Below are 19,388 nucleotides of genomic sequence, written 5' to 3' on the forward strand. Positions count from 1 at the left end.
GCGCGGAGGGCGCGGAGGTCCCCAATTCAGTCCGGAAGGTTTACGTCTCCGCGCCTCTGAGTGAGGCCAGAAAGCCGAAGTAGTTGATTGTCAAGCTCCGTCGATCCACCGTCTGACGCTATACGCATACGCGCCGAGCTGGGTGACCTTTTCCCGTTCGCTTCGCACTGGCACGAATCGCCGAAGGGGCGGCTGCACTACCTCGATGAGGGCCCGCGAGACGCCCCCGTGTTGCTGTTTGTCCATGGCAATCCGACCTGGTCGTTTCATTGGCGCGAGCTTATCAAGGCATTTTCAGATCGATTCCGTTGCGTTGCGCCTGACCACCTAGGCTGCGGCTTGAGCGATCTGCAGCCGTCTCCGCAGGGCCTGGCTGATCATATCGATAACCTTGCTGGTCTGGTCGAATCGTTAGACTTAAGCAGCGTTACCCTCGTCGCTCAAGACTGGGGAGGCGCAATTGGACTCGGGACTGCGTTAAGGTTGAAGGAGCGGTTCGAGCGGATTGTACTGCTCAACACGGGGGCCTTCCCGCCTTGGTTTATCCCGTGGCGGATTCGCGTTTGTCGTTGGCCTCTGGTAGGTAAGCTCATGCTCCAAGGGGCGAATGCCTTTTCGCGAGCGGCCCTCACCATGACTGTCAACCAGACAACGCTCACCTCGGAAATCGCCCACGGCTACCTCGCTCCCTACCACAATTGGCAACGTCGCGCGGCCGTGTTTCAGTTTGTGAAAGACATTCCGCTTTCAGCAAGCCACCCCACCTGGCAAACCCTCGCCGATATCGAAGCAGGATTGCCGACGTTGAAAGACGTGCCGAAGCTGCTCGTTTGGGGCGAGCAGGATTGGTGCTTTACAACCGAATGCCTCGACAAGTTTGTTGAGATTTGGCCAGGGGCAGAAGTGCTACGCATCGCCGACGGCGGGCACTGGATTGTCGAAGACGCCACAGAAGAAGTCATCAATCGCATGGAACGCTTTCTCACCAGTGACGCGCAGCCGATTCATGTTGACCTTCCCGAAGATACCAAAGGAACGCGGACCATTTAGAAGAACGAATCGGTGGGCTCGTACCCAGCCATCCGTTGAATGAACAGCTATCCGTGTCATCCGTGAAATTCGTGTCCCAAACTAACGTCTCCAATCCGCTACCCATTGGCCAATGTGCAACGCTTGCGTGCATTTGGGAAGCCACTGCGGCCAAGCCGGGAAATGTTTATCGAGGCGCGGACTTTGAAGACTTAACTTACGTCGATTTCCTGAACAGTGCAGCAGTCATCGGGCCGATCCTTGAGAACACCCCGCAGGAGCGAGTCGGTCGAGTTGTACGTGACGCGGTCCAAGCGACTCAGCAAGCAGTTGGCACCAACACGAATCTGGGCATCCTCTTACTCATTGCGCCATTGGCGGCACAGGGTCTGGGCGATGAGCAAATCGAGCTTGAGAGAGTTCTTGATTCACTTACAAGCGACGATACGGAAAATGTCTACGAGGCGATTCGCTTGGCTAACCCCGGTGGGTTGGGTGAAGTCAATTCCGCTGATGTCAATGAGAAAGACGTTCCCAAGATCACATTAGTTGAAGCAATGGAACTGGCTGCAGACCGCGATTTGGTTGCGCGGCAATATGCCAATGGATTTTCAGAAGTGCATTGGTTGGCTGATCGAATCGAGGAGTTTTATGGGGGCGGGGACTCACTGAACGATGCGATCGTTCGTGGTTTCCTAGAACTGCTGGGTCGTGAGCCGGACAGTCTGATTGCGCGGAAATGTGGGGTTGAGTTTGCGCGTAAGGTTTCGGCTCGTGGGGCCGCCGTGCTGAAGTACCATGGCCAGCGGAGCAATGAATATCAGGGGGCACTGGCTGATCTTGATTTTTATCTGCGTAGTGACGGGCATCGTTTGAATCCTGGCACCAGTGCCGACATGGTAGCCGCGGCACTGTTTGTTTTGCTTAGAGATGGTCGCCTGCGCTTGCCTGTGCGATATTATTGATCAGATAGCGAGCTAGAATCCGGCAGCGAGTATTCACGACATGAACGAATCCTACCGTGTGAAAATCGAGAAAGAACGGCTTGTTTTCTCTGCTGCGCACTTCATCACTTACAACGGCGATGTTTGTGAGCCACTGCATGGCCACAATTACCATGTTCGTGCGGAAGTTGCCGGGCCTTTGGATGAGAATCATTACGTCATCGACTTCATTGCATTGCGTGATAGCTTGCAGAAGATCGTTGACGGCCTTGATCACCGCATGATCTTGCCAACCGAGCATCAGACGATCTCTGTGAAGAGCGAGAACAACGAGATTATCGTTCGCCATGGCGAGCGTCGCTGGGTCTTCCCAGAGCAAGATTGCGTACTCTTACCCGTCGCCAACACCACGGCGGAACTTCTCGCACGCTGGATCGGTGGGCAGCTTCTCTCTGCCTTTGAGGAAAAGTCGCTCCCGCGTCCTGAAGTATTAGTGATCGAAGTGGACGAGTGCGACGGGCAGTGGGCAGTTTGGCAGATATCTGACGCTTGATCTGTCGGCAAAGTCGACTTAAGTTTCCCAGTCTTGCCGACCGATACACTCAAGTAGGTCCATGGAGACCGCTGCGCGCATTTGATTTTGCCGCACTATTCTCGTTATCTGCTAAGAGTGTGTTCGCCTGCCATGTCCGATCTCCATCGCGCTGCCATCTTGCTGACAACGCTTCCTGAAGAAGAAGCGGCTGCCGTGATGTCGCGGCTGGAGCCAAAGCAGGTGGAAGATGTGTCGATCGAGATTGCGCGGCTGAAAAACGTCTCCGGGATTGAGCAGGAGCAGGTCATCCGCGCCTTTGCCGACTCGAACCCTTCGATGGGTACTGACTCGGGCGGGCTTGATCGGGCGAAAGGGCTGATTCAGAAAGCTCTCGGCCAGAATGCCAGTGCTGCGATCGACAACGTGCGACAGTCAATCGAAGCGGTTCCGTTTTCGTTCTTGCGAACCGTTGATAATCAAAACATCCTCACCTACATCGTCGACGAGCATCCGCAGACGATTGCGTTGATCCTTTCGCATCTGCCACCGGCGACGAGTTCGGAAATCCTCGGCGGGTTGGATCCGGAGAGGCAGATTTCAGTCGTTCAGCGGATCGCCAACATGGAGCAGACGAACCCTGATATTATCGCCGAGGTGGAAAAGGGTCTGGAGCGACGCATGGCAAGCGTCATGAGCCAGAGCTTCGAGAACGCCGGCGGCGTCGACGCTGTTGCAGAGATTCTGAATGTTTCCGACCGCTCGACCGAGAAAGCGATCCTAGAAACGATGTCTCAAGAGGACCCAGAGCTCGTGGAAGAGATTCGCCGGCTGATGTTCATCTTCGAGGACATTGGAAAATTTGGCGACAAGGAAATCCAGACGGTACTCAAGCATGTCGAGACCTCGCAGTGGTCGTTGGCACTCAAGTCGGCCAGTGGCGAGTTGCGTGAAAAGATCTTCAACAACATGTCACAACGAGCCGCCGACATGTTGCGCGAGGAGATGGAATTCATGGGCGCGGTCAAACTATCTGCCGTCGAATCAAAACAGCAGGAGATCGTCGACGTCATCCGCCGCCTGGAGGACACCGGTGAAATCGAAATCAACGCCGGTGGCGAAGCGGAACAACTCGTGTCCTGAGCTGAGTTGCATTAGCACTCGGTGCCACTCCGCGCTCGTCTCGCTCGCTAGACAGCATGAGCCGACGCTCTATAATCGTCCTGAGAACTTGGGGCGGTAGCTCAGTTGGGAGAGCGCTGCGTTCGCAATGCAGAGGTCGGGAGTTCGAATCTCCTTCGCTCCACTTGAGTCTCTCCTCCGCTACGTCTCGACAAGTAGAGCATCACGGCAACTGCCAATAAGATCGCAGCCGACGGTTCGGGAACAGCCTCTGCAGACGACACGCCAAGTCCAAACTGACGCTGCCAGCTCAAGAGATCTTGTCCGGTGAGCAATCCGTAGGTGTTCTCCCAATGTGCTAAGTCGTCCGAATCGACGCGTCCATTGAGGTCGAAGTCCGCCGAGTAGGTTGCGACGAGTGTTACTCGATCGAAATGATAATCGATGAACCAGACCATATCGTTGGACAAGGTCGGGGCGATGAGCGTATCGAAGGTGCCCGTCAGTTTTCCGCCAACGGTAAGAAGGTCGAAAGAGTCGCCTGGACTTGGGTCGAACAGGCTGCCGCCTAGGTTTTCGAGCATAAGCTCGAGTGTGCCGTTAAGGGAGGCATCGCCGGTGACGACAAGCTGGTCGTGCTGGGTATCAGGAAGCGTCCCGCCGATGCCCATTTGAAGCGTCCCGTCGGCGAGTTGAATGTAGTTGCCATCAAGAGTGAGTCTGCCTACAGGACTGCCCGTGGTCTCACCAAAGCTGTTCGCAACTCCGGAGAGGGCGAAGGTGGCCTCCATTGATACTGCTGGAATGTGCGTATTCGCTAGGCCATCGTTGGCGTTCCAGCCGTAGAAACGGATTTCCACCGGGCCGGTTGTGACTTGCCCGCCGTTATAGTGTGCGGTGAATGTTTGCCGAGAGGATGCACCCGCGGACGTGACATTGTTGAGTTGTGCGAGCTCGCTGCCCGCGGTGAATCCACCAAGACTCGTCAGAATCGCATAATCGTTGGCCGCATTGCCACCATTTCGCCAGAGATCGAAACTGACACTGTCGAGGGTCATCTCGAACCCGGCGACTGGCTGTACGGTATACGTCAGGAAATCTTGGGCAGCGATCGAGGCCGCCAGCGAATTTGTATCGAAACCGCCGACGTTGAATTCGTTACCGGCGTCGGTTGTCGTAATGCCATTGGGCCCGGCACTACGTGGGCTAACACCCAGGCCGAAATCGAGTCCACTGACCAGCGTCAGGCTCGGATCAAGGGATGACGTCTGAGTCAGTGGTGCATCGTCTTGGATGCCAGCGAAATCGAAGACTAAAGCGCTCTGGGGAGGAGGAGGGGGAGGTGAAGAGGCCATGCTGTCGGGTGAGATCACGCCTGAGTTGACCGTATCACCGTGTACCGTACCACGACCTGTTAGCGCACCACCGTAAAGTTCGAGTCTTCGTGCCGTGGAGGCGGTCGCCTGCTCAAGCCGGAGGATTGAACCCACCCTGACGCGGATACCGTTTGCTGCGTCGACTGATTGCGCTCCTAGGACCACCAATCTCGTCGGTGCTGGACCATTGCCGATGTCTAGAGCAAGAACGTTAACGGGAAGCTGAGCAAAGAGGTCTCGCGCTTCGCTCCCGCCGCCCGCAAGCGTAGCGATCGAGTTCGCGCCTGGCACCACGTTGCCTGTCCAGCCCGCGGCGTCTTGGAACGAATCGCTACCCGTCCAGGTTTGGTACTCAATGAGTCCGCCGTCCTGAGCGGCGGCAATGTCGATCATCTCTTGAGCTAGCGATTGATTTTGAGTAAAGACGTTGTTGCTCTCGTTTGGGTCCGTCAGCAGGTTGTACAATTCGATTTGTCCGTTGTTGAACTCGATCGCTTTCCAGCCGTCGCGGATGAGAGCACGACGTGGCGGGACGCTTGGTAGACCGTTGAGCGAGCCCGCTCATTCGAAGTACTGAAAGTCACGCTGGAAATCGGTCTCGTCGGTGGTGCCCGTGAGCACATGGGCGTAAGATTCGCCATCAATTCCGATCGGGATCTCCGCGCCCGCTAATTCCGCAACTGTGGGGAGGAAGTCAGCGAAATCCCCAAAGTGCGAGTCGTTCTCTTGCCCCGGAGCGATGGTGCCCGCCCAACGAGCGATAAACGGCGTTTTGATTCCCCCGTCGTAAACGTCGCGCTTCCAGCCACGGTACTGACCGTTGCTGTCAAAGAACTCAGGATCGTGCGCATCGTCGCTGAAGACGCCTAGGTTGGGCCCGTGATTCCCTTTGCAGCAGGCGGCCGGTTCGATGTGCGTGCCGTTGTCGCTGGCAAAGACGATCAGCGTGTTGGCGGCAATGCTATCGGAGGTATCGCCATCGTTGTTGGGATCGTCGACGGCATTGAGCACATCACCCACCATCCGATCAAGCCGCGTAATCATCGAGCCGTAAATCTTGCGAGCCAACGGCCAAGATTGACCCTCAGTGAAAGGTTCCAGCTCGGGCACTTCCAGGTCGAAGTGAGCGAGCTGTAAGTTCAGCTGCGTGTAGAAGGGCTGGCCTGTTTGGGCTTTCGCTCGGATGTACTGCGATGCCTCGTCTGTGAACAGATCGCCCGTGTAGCGAGGGTTACCGTTGTCGAAATTATTTGCGACCGGGATGACCGTACTGGGCGAGGCACTTGTGTTTCTTTGCAAGTTCGGTTGGTAGTGGTCCCAAGAGTCGACTGCGCCAAGGATTCCAAAGTATTCGTCGAAGCCTTGTCGCGCCGGCAGCGAGGCACCGCTTCCGCCCAGATGCCACTTGCCAAACGCCGCCGTCTGGTACCCAGCAGACTTCAGAGTCTCGGCTACCGTGACGTTACTGTCACGCAAGTTGACACCATTGCCATTGTTAAACCGCCCATTATGCAGCCCCGTCATCAGTACCGCGCGGGAAGGCGAACAGACCGACGCCCCCGAGTACATCTGCGAGTACTTGATTCCCTCGGCAGCCATTTGGTCTAAGTTGGGCGTCGGGATCGTTTGCTGCCCGTAGGTGCCAATGTCGCCGATGCCTACGTCGTCGGCCAGAATAAAGATCACATTGGGTTTGGGCGGCTGGGCGAAAGAAGCAACCGTCGAGCAGTAGCTGCAGAGCACTGCGGTGATTAGTCCAAACGCGTGAAATCGCATTTCTTTTCCGTTCCGCGAGACCAAGCCAGATAGTCGGACGCCACTGAACCGCGAGTAGGGTCACCCGCAGTCCTTCTATCCTATTCAAATTTGTTGCTTCAAGCGAGCAACAGTGAATATCGAATTCAAGTAGGATGTCGCATGTATGTCTCAAGGTCTTCCGCCTTGCGTCGTCTGTGATCGCCACTAGTGAGTGAGACTGAAATTGGACGAGACTCCCGAAGATAAGAGGCTGCTGTTTACAGGTGCCGTTCCCAGTCTCTAGAATGCCGGCACTTCGTGAGAAGTCCCTTGCTCAAGTCCTTCCATTTCACCACTTTGCCAGAGCGATTTGCCATGAACTTAAGCCAGTTTTACAACGAAGTTGCCCGTAAAGCCGACACCAAGGGAACTTCAATCAGCGCTGCTGAAACGAAGCGGGTGCTATCGGAAATGTTCTTGCTGCTGGCGAAGATGGACGCGACTGATGCAACCGCGATCTTGTCGAAGGGGCTGACGGCGGCGAAGAAGAAGGGCAAGAAGTAGCCGTTTGTCTCGGAGTTACCCGAGAGCTGACGCTGCTCGGCTCAGGGTATTCGTTCATGACCGAGCCACGTGCCGCTTATCTACACACGCCGTTTTGCCGTCATCACTGCGGCTACTGTAATTTTACGGTCGTTGCAGGTCGTGAGGATCTCGTTGGTGACTTTCTTCGCGCGATTGAGTTAGAGCTACAACAACTCGACCAACCGCGAGAAGTCGACACGCTCTACTTTGGCGGAGGCACACCAACGCACCTTTCGCCTCCAGAAATACAACGGCTCTGCGAACTGGCCAAACAATGGCATCCGCTTGGCAATGGATATGAGTGGACGGTCGAGGCGAACCCCGGCGATTTAGATGCGGAACGCATTGGCGTTCTCTCGTCGGTAGGCGTCAATCGGGTAAGCCTGGGCGTTCAATCGCTCGACGACGGGAAGCTTACGCGTCTCGAACGAGATCACTCGGCAGACGACGTCGCGCGGGTAATCGAACTTCTTGGTGATGTGGGAATCGCTGTCTCTCTTGATCTGATCTTCGCGGCTCCTGAAGAAACGCTCGCCGATTGGCAGGCGGATGTGGAGGCGGCATTGGAATTCCATCCCCAGCACTTGTCTGTCTACGGATTGACCTACGAGCAGGGGACGACCTTCTGGAACCGCAAGCTGAAGGGCGAGTTGTCTGAAGTTGATGAGGAGCTTCAGCGCGAAATGTACCTCTGGGCGATCGACCGCTTAGCAGAAGTGGGAATCGAGCAGTATGAGGTTTCCAACTTTGCCCGACCTGGACACCGCAGTCGGCACAATCAAGTTTACTGGGCGGCCAAAGAGTACTATGCGGCAGGTCCGGGGGCAGCTCGTTATCTTGCCGGCGTCCGGGAAACGAATCACCGTAGCACGACGACCTACATCAAGCGGGTCTTGGCAGGAGAGTCACCAGTCTCTGAACGGGAAGTGTTAACCGACGAGCAGCGTCACCGCGAGCGCTTGGTTCTTGGCCTGCGTCGAATCGAGGGGGTGAAACATTTGGAATTCGAATCCGCTACTGGCAAGACCATCTCGGACTTGGCAGGGGACGAGATTAAAAAGTTCGTCGAAGTCGGATTACTTCAAGACGACGGGGTGGGTGTGAAGCTCACGCGAGAAGGTTTGCTGGTAAGCGACAGCCTCTGGCCGGAGTTGTTGTAGCTCGGGCCTCCAGGACTGAGTCATCTTCTTAAAGCATCTCCTCAGGCCTGGAGGCCCGAGCTACTGCTCTACATCGGCGCCCTTGGCAACTCTCGTGGATAAGGCGGGTCAGCAATTTCGGGAGGCTCTTCGTCCATTTCATCCGCCCAGACTTGCCGTTCTTCGTTACTGGCGTAGTACTTGAGCCAAACTTCCGGGTCGCCGTTGGTGTTCGCGCAGTCCCAATGCAGGTAATTGTTCTTCCGTTGCAGCATCTTTTCTGGCGAAGGGAGAATGTCGCGGTAGACCAAGCAGTAGAGTTGGCGGTCGGTCAAGTGATCGGTGAAATCGAGGACGACGTGCTTTTCGAAAAGCTGGCCGATCGTTCGATAGAGAACCTGGCGGAGGGCTTGGTCCTCGAGATCATCAGGATGAGGGAGCTTTAGCTTCGGTTCGAACCAATCGCTGATCGGAAGGATGGGAGCACGTTCCCACTCAAGCATCGATTCGAGAAATTCATTCTCCGTCGATGTGCTCATCACACCCGCATTGACGCGGCCTATCGATTCGTCGAATAGCGGTTCAAGCGCATCACGCAGTTGGGCGTTGCGGAGCAGGTGGTCGACTTCTTCGGAGCGTGGTGAATTCGGGTAGATCATAGTAGCGGATGCTGGAACTGGGTTTTTACCCGTCGCAACTGACGGGTCTTTGTTTCTCGTCTCGACAGCCTGCCCCTAGCTGCCCCGGGTCTGAAGTCCGGCGGACGAACTTGCTGCGCCATGCTTGGTGCAACCTCGCGACGATTCGACTGACCATGCCATGCCCTTGGCATGTTGCAAAATCGCCTCGCCAGTCTCGACTTTATCAAGCCCGTCGAGCAGTGAGAACAGATTTGAGCCTGTTCTCTAGGTAGTTCTCAAAATGGCCAGAACACGACCGTTACGACCGGTAATCTCACCCCAGGCTGCCGCCTTACAGCTAGCACCGGCAGCAAAGCTTCGCATCCTTCATTTGCGGAGTTACTGTTGCCAGATGCCAAAGATCACGGGTGTCTGGGGACAGCTTGAGGCTGCCCCCAGTCGTCAGAGAACTGGGCCATGTTTCTGAGAACTTGGGCTCCACTCGTCGCCAGCCACCCGATGCATTGTTGTGAAAGACATCCCCAGTCATTCCACTGGCGTGCCCATTTCCCTCATCAGGAATTTCATATCCTCCCAGCAGTCTTTTTTCGCACCGGGATTCCTGAGCAAATACGCGGGGTGGTACGTGCAAACCACTTTGATGCCACGGTAATCGTGGAGCTTGCCTCGCAGACGTCCGATCGAGGTGGTCGTCTCCAGGAGATTCTGAGCTGCCACGGCTCCCAGGCAACAGATGAACTCCGGCTCGATGAGTTGAAGTTGTCGAATAAGGAATTGACGGCAGTTATCAGATTCACTCGTCGTGGGATTGCGATTGCCTGGAGGGCGGCACTTCAGGATGTTCAAGATGTAAACGTCGTCGCGGGCCAAGTTGCACGCACCGAGAATCTTCGTCAGCAATTGCCCCGATCGTCCGACAAACGGTTCGCCCTGGGCATCCTCGTCCGCACCGGGCGCTTCGCCAAGCATGCAGAGCCTGGCGTTGGGATTCCCCACACCGAAGACGGTCTGCTTGCGCGTCGAGGCGAGCTCATCGCAGAGCGTGCAAGCGGCGACTTCCTGGGCTAGCACGGGTAGCGAAGCTGCGGTTGAAACAAGGGGCTTGTCTTCAACGTCCGCGATCAATTCCGTTTGCCGCGACGCTTGCGGCTTAGCTGTGGGTGGCTTTTTTTCTTGTGGAACTCTCGCAGTCGGTTCGGCTAAGCCGCGAGCGGCTGGCTTTTCGGAGGATCGAGCGGGGGGCGTGTACTCCACGTGCGGCAAATGCTGGACGCCTGCCGCTGATAGCGAAGCAAGCTGCTGGTCCAGGGCTCGCTGCACATTGAGTTTCTGCTCGCTCATTTGCTCAGCTTACGATGAACCAAGAGCCCTCAGCTACCGTCTATTGGTTCAAGCAACGCCACTTCGGTCAATCTGAGTCCAAAGATTTCGTCGAAGTGAGCAAGAACTTCCACGGAAAATCGAATTCCGTGCATATGCGCTGGGCTTCTCGGTTGACTATGATAGAAGGTCCCCTCGGCAAGCGATTCCTGACTCGCCAAACTCCCCGAATTGTTCAATGGCTGTTCCTAAAGTTGTCATCGTCGGTCGCCCCAATGTGGGCAAGAGCAGCCTGTTCAACTGGCTCGCCGGGCGGCGTGTTGCCATTGTTGAAGATCGTCCCGGGGTGACGCGTGACCGGGTTGACTACCTGATGTCGCACAACGAGCGGTTCTTCGAACTGGTAGACACCGGCGGGATGGGGATCCAGGACGAGGACGACCTCACGCAGCATATTGAGGACCAGATCACCACGGCTGTGCAGTCGGCTGACGTCATACTTTTTGTCGTTGACGTGAAGGAGGGGCTGACAACGCTCGACGAAGAAGTGGGCCGTCGACTGAGGAACATCGACGTGCCTATCCTTTGCCTGGCGAACAAAGCCGATGCTGAAAAGCACGATGAGCTGGCAAACGAATTCTACCGGCTCGGTCGCGGCAAGATCGTGCCTGTGAGCACCAAGGAGAATCGCAACCGTAGCGTATTGCTCAACCTCATTTTGGAGCGGCTGCCGGCGGAAGAGATTGAAGAAGAGAAGGCTGGCGAAGAGCCCGAAATGAAAGTAGCGATCGTGGGGCGTCGCAACGTTGGCAAAAGTACCTTCGTCAACACGCTCTCGCAGACCAAGCGGATGATCGTCAGCGAAGTTGCCGGAACGACACGTGACAGCGTAGACGTCCGCTTCGAGCTGGATGACAAAGCTTTCGTCGCGATCGATACGCCCGGTTTACGTCGCAGGGCAAGCCGTGGGGCGTCGATTGATTTTTACGGTGCCCACCGAGCCGAGCGGAGTGTCCGCCGTGCGGATGTTGTTTTGCTGTTTCTCGATCCTACGCAGCGAGTCAGCAAAGTCGATAAGCAGCTTTGCGATTACATCAGCAAAGAGTACAAGCCGTGCATTTTCGTTGTGAATAAATGGGACTTGATGGTCGACTCGATGCCGACAGAGAAATGGGTGCGGTATCTTTATGACACGTTCCGCACCATGCGCTACGCACCGATTGCGTTTATCACTGGCGAGACGGGCAAGAACGTGAAGGCACTGCTGAATCATGCCCAGAACTTATTCAAACAATCACGGCTAAGAGTGCCCACGGGGCAACTTAACCGTCTGCTGCGTGATGCGGTGCGACGCAACCCGCCGCCGATGTATCAAAACCGTCGCCCCAAGATTTACTACGGCACGCAAGTGGGCATCCAGCCCCCGACAATCGTGCTTTTCTGTAACGACCCGGCGGCAATCTCACGACCTTACCAGCGTTACTTGCTGGGGGCAGTTCGCGATCAACTTCACTTTGAAGAAGTGCCGATCAAGCTCTACCTGAGGAAACGCCAGCAGAACGACATTCGCGACGATGTTGCCGTCGATGATGAGCCAGCGGCTGAAGAGGCTGCGACCGAGTAAAAGCCTAGACGTTTCTACTCGTACGAAACGTCGTTCGCAGACTCAGCGGGAGCGACCGACGCGCTGCGAGCTTCTTGCGGCGCATCGGAACTCGCAGCACCAATGGTGGCAAGTAACCCAGCGGTCCATGCTGCTAGAAAACAAAAGAGTTCGCCGTAGGCGACCAATTGACGTCGCATCTTATCCGTTTGCCTGAAAAAACTTGCTGTCGCGAGCCTTCGTGAGGAGCTTCGGCACAACCTTGTGCACGGGCCGCAATCTAAAATTGCGGAGAACCGACCTTTGGCTGCGACGGCATCCCAGCAATAGAGCGGAGGTAATTTGGGTTATCAAGACCAATCAGGGCCGCTCAGAACGATTTTTCCAGACATTTGCCCGTCATTTGGTCCCCACCAAGCCGATGCTAGCACTACCCACCGCCGGCGCCGTGGGGTAAACTGGCGAGTCTGCTGTGGGCAAGCCCACGGTAGCTGAGGGCGATTAGCTCAGTTGGCTAGAGCACCAGCTCGACAAGCTGGGGGTCACAGGTTCGAGCCCTGTATCGCCCACTCGCAGTGTTTATTGGGGCAAGCTGGAATATTTCTGTTGGCGGCCGCGCTTCCGAGCGGGGCATGAGTTAACAGGCCACAGAAAATCCATTTGCCCCGTTTTCGCAGAGCGGTTGGAATGAGCGGTTCATTCCGCAATCCGCTATCCCACTTCCGCAATTCAACCTAAAGGTCGAATGACGCACGACGAGCGTGCAGGAATCAACAACTTAACTCTGGAGCATTTCCCTTGGGAACTAAGAAATCAGGTAAAGGTCGCCGTAAACAGGGCCGAAAGAAACGTCGCATGAGAGCGAAGATTCGCCATCGCAAGAAATAGTTTTTCTGCAGTAGGGCTCGCTAAGGTAGAGATGCTCAGAGAAGGTTCGCCAGCCGGGCGGTTCGTGAGAACTGTGCCGGCTGTTTTTAGCTACAGCTTCTGGGTTTGAGTTGAAAAAAGTGTAATGACTTCAGAATTTACACACGTAATCGCCAAAGTAACATTTCTAAAGACTGAGGAGGGGGGCCGGCAGAAGGCACCTGCTTTTCGAACGAGCCATAAGTACTTTCCCCATGTCGTCGTTCAATCTCCAGATGCTAGAGAGGCTACCCGTGACGAAAACGGCTACCTTGTCGAAGACTACTTGGGGGTTCAGTTTATCGATGATCCAAACGACTATGAACTTGGTCAGACGGCTGAAGTCAAACTGCTGCTTTTCTATCACCCAAGAGTTGACTATTCCAAACTAGTTCCTGACGCTACTTTCACGATCCGCGAAGGTGGCAAGATTGTGGGATTTGGCGCTGTCCAGTCACGTCATAGGGCTAGTGATGAGACGTAGCCGTCCCTCTCATTAGGAGGTCTTGGCTCGCTACCCCTTCAACCCCGTTGTCGCAATCCCTCGCAGAAACAACTTCTGAGCCAAGAAAAACGCAACCACAATGGGCAGAGTGAACAGCACCGCCGCGGCTATCAGCAAGTGCGTTTGGCTCGAATGCGAACTGACGAACCGTTCCAGCCCGTAGGCCAACGGAAAGTGTTGCGGGTCGCTCAGGTATAAGAGTGGGCCGCCATAGTCATTCCACGCGGCGACGAACTGCAATAGGGCGACCGTTGCCAACGCAGGGCGGGCCAGTGGTAGAGCGACGCGCCAGAGGATACCGAGCTCGCTGGCACCGTCGATGCGGGCCGCTTCGATCATTTCTTCGGGGATCGTGAGGAAGAATTGCCGGAGGAGGAAAATGTAGAACGCATTGCCCAGGAATGTTGGCACGATCAGGGCGGCCAGCGAGTCGTAGAGGCCCAGTTCGCGGATCAGCAGAAACCGCGGGGTCATCGTCACTTGCCAAGGGAGCAGCATCGTCGCGATCAGGACCGCGAAAAGCAGATTGCGACCCGGCCAGCGCAGCCGAGCGAACGCCCACGCTGCCAGCGTGCAGGAGAACAACGTCCCTGCGACACTACCCACACAAAGCAGCAGCGTGTTCAGCAGGTATCGCAGAAACGGCATTGAGCGTACCGCTTCGCCGTAATTCTCCCACCGCCACGGGCCCGGCCACCAGGAGTACGGATGCTTAGCAATCTGCTCGGGGCTCTTTAGTGAAGTTAGGACCATCCAGGCAAGCGGAATCGCGAATAGAGCCGTGGCTGCAATCACGAGGATCTTTCCGACTAGAGTCGATCGTGCCTGTGCTTCGTTGGTAGTGCTGGGAAAACTCATCGGTTCGTTTTTTCTCACTCGTAACGGATTCGCAAACATTCGTGGGGTATGAGCACTGAGCAAGCTCGGCGGCTAAACAACATATCAATGATTTTAACATTCCCGTATTCCATCATTCCTCTTCTCCTAGCACCTCCTTGAGCCGACGCGTTACTCGCTCAGAAACCGCCCGCAGTAACGCTTGCGGTTTCGCCGTACCGTCCGTATACATCACGTCCTGCGCTGCCCGATTCACCTGCTGAACGTAGTACGACGCAACGGGCAGCGGTGGGGTAGGGCGTTGGTTTTCGCTGCTGGCAAGCTCGACGAAAACCTTCAGCAACGGCTGTTCTTCGAGTACTTTTTGGTAGGCTGGTGCGTCCACCACTTGTTGCGAAACAGGAATCCAACCGCCGTCCGCACAAGCCCGGGCGGCACGTGCTTCGTTATTCACTCCGGCCCAGAACTTCATAAACGCCCACGCTCCTTCGGGGCATTTCGAGGCTTTGGGGACGACGAAAAAGTTTCCATTGACCCAGCCGGCGTTTTTTCTTCCGTTCGGTGCCAAATCTTGGGTTGGTGGCGGTAAGGGTACGACCGTGAACTGGTCGGACTGTTTCGCGGTCGCGATGTCACGGAGTCGCCATTGGCCGTCCATCATCACGGCGTAGCGGCGGTCGACCAGCATCGGAAACGTGGTCCCGGTGAGTGCCTGCTCGCCTGAGCGAAACGCTCCTACGACGCTCGGCCCGTAACGATCGCTGTACTTGGCCATCCACTCCAAGGCTGCGACGTTTGCCGGATGTTCGGCAGTAATGAACTGGTCAGCGTTCTCGGCATCCGGGTTCCAGAATTGCCCCCCAAACACAACGCCCCAAGCCCACAAACGATCAGGGTTGGGTAAGAAACCCATCCGGCGGTACTCGCTTCGTCCGGGTGGCGAAACCGTCTCGGCGATCTGGTCTAAATCCGCAATCGTCTCAGGTAATGGCAAGTCGTACTCGTCGAGCATAGTCTGGTTACAGTACAACGCCCGCATATCGAGCCCATTGGCCAGCCCATAGAGCTTGCCGTCGTACGTGCCCAGCTCCTTCGCTGCCGGAAAGAGCCAAGTATCGAGCAGTTTCAATTCATCGGCGGCAGCAAGCTCGTCGAGCGGCATTAGCACGTCGCGGTGGGCCCAGTCGGCGATTACTGGATCATCTTGGTTCAACAGGTCGGGCGGATCGCCTCCGGCGACGCTGAGAAAGAACTTCAAGTCGAGGTTGTTCCCAGGCATCGCAATCGCCCGCACGCGATACTTGTCTTGCGAAGCGTTGAAGTCCTCAACGATCGAATCAACGATGGGTCGATCTTCCCCGCCCCAAAAGTGCCAGAAGAGGACCTGTTGGCGGTTTGACGCTTGCTCATTTCGTGACGCTTCTTGGCAGCCTAGCGCGAGTACCAGTAGCAGCAGTAATGATGAGTGGTGAATGATGAGCGATGACTCCAAGCGGATCAGTAGCTGGCGAAATGCTGAACACTGAAAACTGAGCACTGAAAACTCCCTACCGATGCACCCACCGCTTCGAGCTGCGGAACAACCACCACGTTGCCAACGCCACGATTACAAACAACAGCCAAGCCATTGCCGAGGCGTAGCCCATGTCGAGGTCTTTGAATGTGGTGAGGAACAAGTACAGCGAGACGGTCATCGTTGCCCCCGCGGGGTCGCCTTGGCCGTTACTTACGAGGTACACATCGGTGAAAGCCTGCACCGATTGGATCAGGCCCATCACCACGTTGAAAAAGATCACGGGGGTGAGCATCGGGAGCGTGACGTGCCAGAATTTCCGCAGCGGGCTGGCGCCGTCGATTTCTGCCGCTTCGTACAACGACTTGGGGATATCACCGATTGCTGCCAGATAGATCACAAGTAGGTTGCCAATTCCCCAAACGCTCATCAGTACAAGCCCATCCTTCGAGCCGAAGATTCGTCCCGCGGCATCCGCAGGCCAGCTCGTTGGCCAGGCCGCTGAGGAGGTTCCCTTGAACCAGTTCTGTGCTGGAATCCCAACTGCGGAGAGTGTTTGGTTGACCAACCCCGCTTGTGGATCGAGCAACCACATCCACAGAACTGCCGCGGCAACCGTGGGAACGACGGCTGGTAGGAAGCAGACTGTTCGTAGAAACGCGCGACTACGTAGCGTTTGTGAAAGCAAAGTTGCCAGTGTGACGCCCACAATGACCGAAAGCGAGACGCTCATCACAGCGTAGTAGGCGGTGTTGGCCAACGCTTGCAAGAATTCCCCGTCACTGGCGATGTCCTTGGCCAAACGCGTGTAGTTGTCTCCGCCCACCCAGCGAGGCTCTGCAAGCAAGTCGTACTCGCAGAAGCTCCAGTAAAGCGACGCCGCGAATGGAAAGAGCGTGAGCGTCAGCAAGCCAACGATCCACGGCCCGGCCATCGTCAAGCCAGCAACTAGTTCAGTGCGTTTGAGGGAAGTAGTTTTCAGTGTTCAGTTTTCAGTGTTCAGTCTTGTGGCAGCGTGCCAACGCAGCACCGTGCGACTCCAGACCTCGGGCTTCGGACTTCCGGTCTCTTACGGTAACATGACGAGCACTGAAAACTGAACACTGAAATCTAAAAACTCAGCGCATGGAAGTCATCCCCACCAAATCCGCCAAGTGCCAGTTCAAGGCAGTTCGAGACGAGCATGGCACGCCCCATGTGACGGCTCCCACTTGGCGGGAAGCGATTTACGCGCTGGGCTTTTTGCACGCGACGGATCGGCCCACGCAGATTTTCTTTTCCCGCACCGTTGCGAGCGGTCAGGCGGCCGAACGGATTGCGGACAAGCCGGAACTCGTCGAGACGGACCGTTTTTTTCGTCGGGCAGGGCTGCATCTTGGAATTGAACGGGATGCGGACCTTTTGCGTCCCGACGTTCGCCAGCAACTCGATTGGTACTGCGAAGGGGTGAATGATGCTTTGCAGGATTCAAGCCGTTCGCTGCCGATGTTGGTGACTGGCTTTCGCCCGCGGCCTTGGAGCCCGAGTTCTGTCCTTCTGATCGGAAACCTGCTCAGCTTTGCAGGCTTAGCCGTCGGCGAACAAGAGAATGAACGTCTGCTGGTTGATCTCGTGCAAACTGGAGTGAAGCCGGAACTCTTGCGAGAGTTGTTCGGCCCCTATCTCGCAGACGTTGACCTGGATGTTCTCAAGGAAGTGACGATGGAGCGGCGACTCTCTGACGATGCTCTTGAAATGCTCACTGACTTACCGCGCCTGGCCGGTAGCAACGCCTGGGCGGTGAGTCCCCGTCGCAGCGCGACCGGCGGCGCGTTGTTGGCTTCAGATCCGCATCTGGAAATCAATCGTCTTCCCGCCATTTGGTACGAAGTGGCTTTGCATTGGGGAGAAGAGGGCAGCGAGCAGTACGCCATGGGCGCGACGCTGCCCGGTTGCCCCTTAATGGCGGTGGGAAGAACGGAAAAACTTGCTTGGGGCGTGACTTACCTGCACGCGGACACGAGCGACTTTTTTATCGAAGATGTTAGGAAGCAATCTGAGTCGAGTAGCGTAAGCTCCCTTGAGCCGAGAAGCGTCAGCTCTCGGGTTGAAGCGGAACCGAGCGAACAACCCGAGAGCTTACGCACCTCGACTCAGGATTTGGTACACGAAAAGTGGCAGTACCGACGTGGCGAAACCTGGTACGACTTCCGACTTCGAGAAGAGCCGATTCATTGCAAAGGGGGCAAAACGCTTCTCTATCGCGTCTTCGAGAACGACCAAGGCACACTAGGCCGCGATCTTACGGGCGGAGCTGATGGGAAGTACCTTGCGGCTAAGTGGGTTGGCACGGGCGAAGGGGCAGGGGATTCGATTGGATGCTGGTTAGATGTGATTCATTCACCCACGACGAAGGAAGCCATGGATGTCGTGCGTGAGAATTCCCATCCAACCCTTGTCTGGGTGTTCGCCGATTGCGAAGGTCATATCGGACGGCAAGCGAGTGGTTGGTTACCCAAGCGAGCCGAGGGGCATCTTGGAGTTGTGCCCGTCCCCGCTTGGGAGAAAAAGAATCATTGGCAAGGCGTACAAACGAGTGAACTGCTGCCCTCCCTCTATGATCCTCCTGAGGGATACTTGGCGAGCGCGAACGAAGATTTGAATCGGGCCTTCGATTGGACGATCAACACGCACCGGTTGGTTGAGTATCGCAAGCGTCGCATTGTTGAAGTGCTGCATGAGAATCACGCGGCAACCATCGAGGACATGCAAGCCCTGCAGTACGACGTACTTAGCCTCCAGGCCCGCGATCTGTTGCCGGTCTTCCTACCACACGTGCCAGAGGGTGAGTTCAAGGAATTGCTCGTCACTTGGGACCTTCGCTACACACCCGAAAGCATCGCCGCCACGGCCTTTCAAATCCTCTATCGGCATGTGCTATTGGAAATCTTCGGGCATAAGGAGGGCATCGGCTGGCAGCGGATGTTTTACTTGGCCACGCGAATCGGGTACTCATCGATGGTCCTCACAGCGATTGATTCATTGCTGCTACGGGAAGATTCTCATTGGTGGTCGGGACGGGATAAGTCGCAACTCCTTGGCCAAGCCGCTTCAGCAGCTTTGGCTGAAGAGTTGAAACCGTGGGGCGAAGTGAATTCGTTTCATTTTGCAAATCGCTACTTCGAGCAAAGTCGTGTGGGTCGACTTCTAGGCTTTCACACGGACCGGATGCCGATGCCGGGTTGCGGGGCGACGCCGTTCCAAGGGCACCTCTTGCAGACGGCCACGCGTGAGTCGAGCTTCGCCCCGAGCTATCACTTCGTTACGGATATGAGCACCGACGAGGCGTGGGCGAATCTCCCCGGCGGCCCAAGCGAAAGCCGCTTTAGCAAGTGGTACAAAAGCGATATCGTCCGCTGGGCTGAGGGCGAATACCGGCGGTTGACCGGATCGTCTGTCGGCTAAACGACACATATAGAGGGGTTTGATGAATTCTCTTAGCATTCGATGCAGTTAGTCGATATGCTAGAGGCTAGGAACGGAACTGCTGGCGAGCTATGGGGATTCTGGGATTTGGGGCGCTCGCTGTCGAGTTGGGTCCTGCACGTGCAGGAACTGCT

General features: G+C 56.1%; 18 protein-coding genes and 2 tRNA genes. 13 read left to right on the top strand and 7 right to left on the bottom strand.

Annotation, left to right across the window (positions count from 1 at the left end; genetic code table 11):
• Window positions 1-87: 87 nt before the first annotated feature.
• From RIB44_01050 to RIB44_01080, 7 genes are all read left to right on the top strand, one after another.
• Window positions 88-1,050 (top strand): alpha/beta fold hydrolase, encoded by a 963-nt coding sequence (locus tag RIB44_01050; GenBank protein ID MEQ8615159.1) that lies wholly within the window; start codon window positions 88-90, stop codon window positions 1,048-1,050.
• A gap of 71 nt (window positions 1,051-1,121) precedes the next feature.
• Window positions 1,122-1,994 (top strand): triphosphoribosyl-dephospho-CoA synthase, encoded by an 873-nt coding sequence (locus tag RIB44_01055; GenBank protein MEQ8615160.1) that lies wholly within the window; start codon window positions 1,122-1,124, stop codon window positions 1,992-1,994.
• Between the two features lie 40 nt (window positions 1,995-2,034).
• Window positions 2,035-2,526: a 6-pyruvoyl tetrahydropterin synthase family protein gene (locus RIB44_01060; GenBank protein MEQ8615161.1), complete on the top strand. Its 492-nt coding sequence runs from the start codon at window positions 2,035-2,037 to the stop codon at window positions 2,524-2,526.
• Window positions 2,527-2,658: 132 nt separating this feature from the next.
• Window positions 2,659-3,648, top strand: coding sequence for a flagellar motor switch protein FliG (gene fliG, locus RIB44_01065; protein MEQ8615162.1), 990 nt, complete (start codon window positions 2,659-2,661; stop codon window positions 3,646-3,648).
• A 90-nt stretch (window positions 3,649-3,738) separates the two neighbouring features.
• Window positions 3,739-3,811: transfer RNA gene (locus tag RIB44_01070), tRNA-Ala, on the top strand.
• Window positions 3,812-4,061: 250 nt separating this feature from the next.
• A complete protein-coding gene (locus tag RIB44_01075) occupies window positions 4,062-4,199 on the top strand; it encodes a hypothetical protein (GenBank protein MEQ8615163.1) in 138 nt (45 codons plus the stop codon).
• A gap of 303 nt (window positions 4,200-4,502) precedes the next feature.
• The gene (locus tag RIB44_01080; GenBank protein MEQ8615164.1) at window positions 4,503-4,892 is read left to right on the top strand and encodes a hypothetical protein; all 390 of its coding nucleotides are present in this window, start codon (window positions 4,503-4,505) and stop codon (window positions 4,890-4,892) included.
• Window positions 4,893-5,564: 672 nt separating this feature from the next.
• On the opposite strand, the gene RIB44_01085 is transcribed toward RIB44_01080, so the two are convergent.
• Window positions 5,565-6,779 (bottom strand): sulfatase-like hydrolase/transferase, encoded by a 1,215-nt coding sequence (locus RIB44_01085; protein MEQ8615165.1) that lies wholly within the window; start codon window positions 6,777-6,779, stop codon window positions 5,565-5,567.
• Between the two features lie 291 nt (window positions 6,780-7,070).
• On the opposite strand from RIB44_01085, the gene RIB44_01090 reads away from it, so the two are divergent.
• Together RIB44_01090 and hemW are read left to right on the top strand one after the other, a co-directional pair.
• Window positions 7,071-7,304 (top strand): hypothetical protein, encoded by a 234-nt coding sequence (locus RIB44_01090; GenBank protein ID MEQ8615166.1) that lies wholly within the window; start codon window positions 7,071-7,073, stop codon window positions 7,302-7,304.
• A gap of 56 nt (window positions 7,305-7,360) precedes the next feature.
• Complete coding sequence (gene hemW, locus RIB44_01095; GenBank protein ID MEQ8615167.1) at window positions 7,361-8,485, top strand: radical SAM family heme chaperone HemW; 1,125 nt, start codon at window positions 7,361-7,363, stop codon at window positions 8,483-8,485.
• Between the two features lie 68 nt (window positions 8,486-8,553).
• On the opposite strand, the gene RIB44_01100 is transcribed toward hemW, so the two are convergent.
• Together RIB44_01100 and RIB44_01105 are read right to left on the bottom strand one after the other, a co-directional pair.
• Window positions 8,554-9,123, bottom strand: a complete 570-nt coding sequence (locus RIB44_01100; protein ID MEQ8615168.1) for a hypothetical protein — start codon at window positions 9,121-9,123, stop codon at window positions 8,554-8,556.
• Window positions 9,124-9,630: 507 nt separating this feature from the next.
• Window positions 9,631-10,446 carry a uracil-DNA glycosylase gene (locus RIB44_01105; protein ID MEQ8615169.1) on the bottom strand — a complete coding sequence of 272 codons (816 nt, stop codon included), beginning with the start codon at window positions 10,444-10,446 and terminating at the stop codon, window positions 9,631-9,633.
• A gap of 217 nt (window positions 10,447-10,663) precedes the next feature.
• Between RIB44_01105 and der the strand changes: the two genes are divergently transcribed.
• Window positions 10,664-12,049 carry a ribosome biogenesis GTPase Der gene (der, locus tag RIB44_01110; protein ID MEQ8615170.1) on the top strand — a complete coding sequence of 462 codons (1,386 nt, stop codon included), beginning with the start codon at window positions 10,664-10,666 and terminating at the stop codon, window positions 12,047-12,049.
• Window positions 12,050-12,063: 14 nt separating this feature from the next.
• On the opposite strand, the gene RIB44_01115 is transcribed toward der, so the two are convergent.
• Window positions 12,064-12,228: a hypothetical protein gene (locus tag RIB44_01115; protein ID MEQ8615171.1), complete on the bottom strand. Its 165-nt coding sequence runs from the start codon at window positions 12,226-12,228 to the stop codon at window positions 12,064-12,066.
• A 295-nt stretch (window positions 12,229-12,523) separates the two neighbouring features.
• Here RIB44_01115 and RIB44_01120 point away from each other — a divergent pair.
• Window positions 12,524-12,597 (top strand) — tRNA-Val (locus tag RIB44_01120).
• 443 nt (window positions 12,598-13,040) lie between these two features.
• Window positions 13,041-13,418, top strand: coding sequence for a hypothetical protein (locus RIB44_01125; GenBank protein ID MEQ8615172.1), 378 nt, complete (start codon window positions 13,041-13,043; stop codon window positions 13,416-13,418).
• 30 nt (window positions 13,419-13,448) lie between these two features.
• Here RIB44_01125 and RIB44_01130 read toward each other — a convergent pair whose 3' ends face one another.
• From RIB44_01130 to RIB44_01140, 3 genes are all read right to left on the bottom strand, one after another.
• Window positions 13,449-14,297 carry a carbohydrate ABC transporter permease gene (locus RIB44_01130; protein ID MEQ8615173.1) on the bottom strand — a complete coding sequence of 283 codons (849 nt, stop codon included), beginning with the start codon at window positions 14,295-14,297 and terminating at the stop codon, window positions 13,449-13,451.
• A 112-nt stretch (window positions 14,298-14,409) separates the two neighbouring features.
• A complete protein-coding gene (locus tag RIB44_01135) occupies window positions 14,410-15,813 on the bottom strand; it encodes an extracellular solute-binding protein (GenBank protein ID MEQ8615174.1) in 1,404 nt (467 codons plus the stop codon).
• Between the two features lie 10 nt (window positions 15,814-15,823).
• Window positions 15,824-16,723 carry a sugar ABC transporter permease gene (locus RIB44_01140; protein MEQ8615175.1) on the bottom strand — a complete coding sequence of 300 codons (900 nt, stop codon included), beginning with the start codon at window positions 16,721-16,723 and terminating at the stop codon, window positions 15,824-15,826.
• Between the two features lie 191 nt (window positions 16,724-16,914).
• Between RIB44_01140 and RIB44_01145 the strand changes: the two genes are divergently transcribed.
• A complete protein-coding gene (locus RIB44_01145) occupies window positions 16,915-19,233 on the top strand; it encodes a penicillin acylase family protein (protein ID MEQ8615176.1) in 2,319 nt (772 codons plus the stop codon).
• Window positions 19,234-19,388: the final 155 nt, after the last annotated feature.

The organism is Lacipirellulaceae bacterium (assembly GCA_040218535.1).
Taxonomy (GTDB): Bacteria; Planctomycetota; Planctomycetia; order Pirellulales; family Lacipirellulaceae; genus Adhaeretor.

Bases quoted from the DNA above. Each gene is read 5' to 3' on its own strand.
- RIB44_01140 (MEQ8615175.1), bottom strand. From the start codon at position 16,723: ATGGCCGGGCCGTGGATCGTTGGCTTGCTGACGCTCACGCTCTTTCCA.
- fliG (MEQ8615162.1), top strand. From the start codon at position 2,659: ATGTCCGATCTCCATCGCGCTGCCATCTTGCTGACAACGCTTCCTGAA.
- RIB44_01115 (MEQ8615171.1), bottom strand. From the start codon at position 12,228: ATGCGACGTCAATTGGTCGCCTACGGCGAACTCTTTTGTTTTCTAGCA.
- RIB44_01060 (MEQ8615161.1), top strand. From the start codon at position 2,035: ATGAACGAATCCTACCGTGTGAAAATCGAGAAAGAACGGCTTGTTTTC.
- RIB44_01105 (MEQ8615169.1), bottom strand. From the start codon at position 10,446: ATGAGCGAGCAGAAACTCAATGTGCAGCGAGCCCTGGACCAGCAGCTT.
- RIB44_01130 (MEQ8615173.1), bottom strand. From the start codon at position 14,297: ATGAGTTTTCCCAGCACTACCAACGAAGCACAGGCACGATCGACTCTA.
- RIB44_01075 (MEQ8615163.1), top strand. From the start codon at position 4,062: ATGATAATCGATGAACCAGACCATATCGTTGGACAAGGTCGGGGCGAT.
- der (MEQ8615170.1), top strand. From the start codon at position 10,664: ATGGCTGTTCCTAAAGTTGTCATCGTCGGTCGCCCCAATGTGGGCAAG.
- RIB44_01145 (MEQ8615176.1), top strand. From the start codon at position 16,915: ATGGAAGTCATCCCCACCAAATCCGCCAAGTGCCAGTTCAAGGCAGTT.
- RIB44_01125 (MEQ8615172.1), top strand. From the start codon at position 13,041: ATGACTTCAGAATTTACACACGTAATCGCCAAAGTAACATTTCTAAAG.
- RIB44_01085 (MEQ8615165.1), bottom strand. From the start codon at position 6,779: ATGCGATTTCACGCGTTTGGACTAATCACCGCAGTGCTCTGCAGCTAC.
- RIB44_01100 (MEQ8615168.1), bottom strand. From the start codon at position 9,123: ATGATCTACCCGAATTCACCACGCTCCGAAGAAGTCGACCACCTGCTC.
- hemW (MEQ8615167.1), top strand. From the start codon at position 7,361: ATGACCGAGCCACGTGCCGCTTATCTACACACGCCGTTTTGCCGTCAT.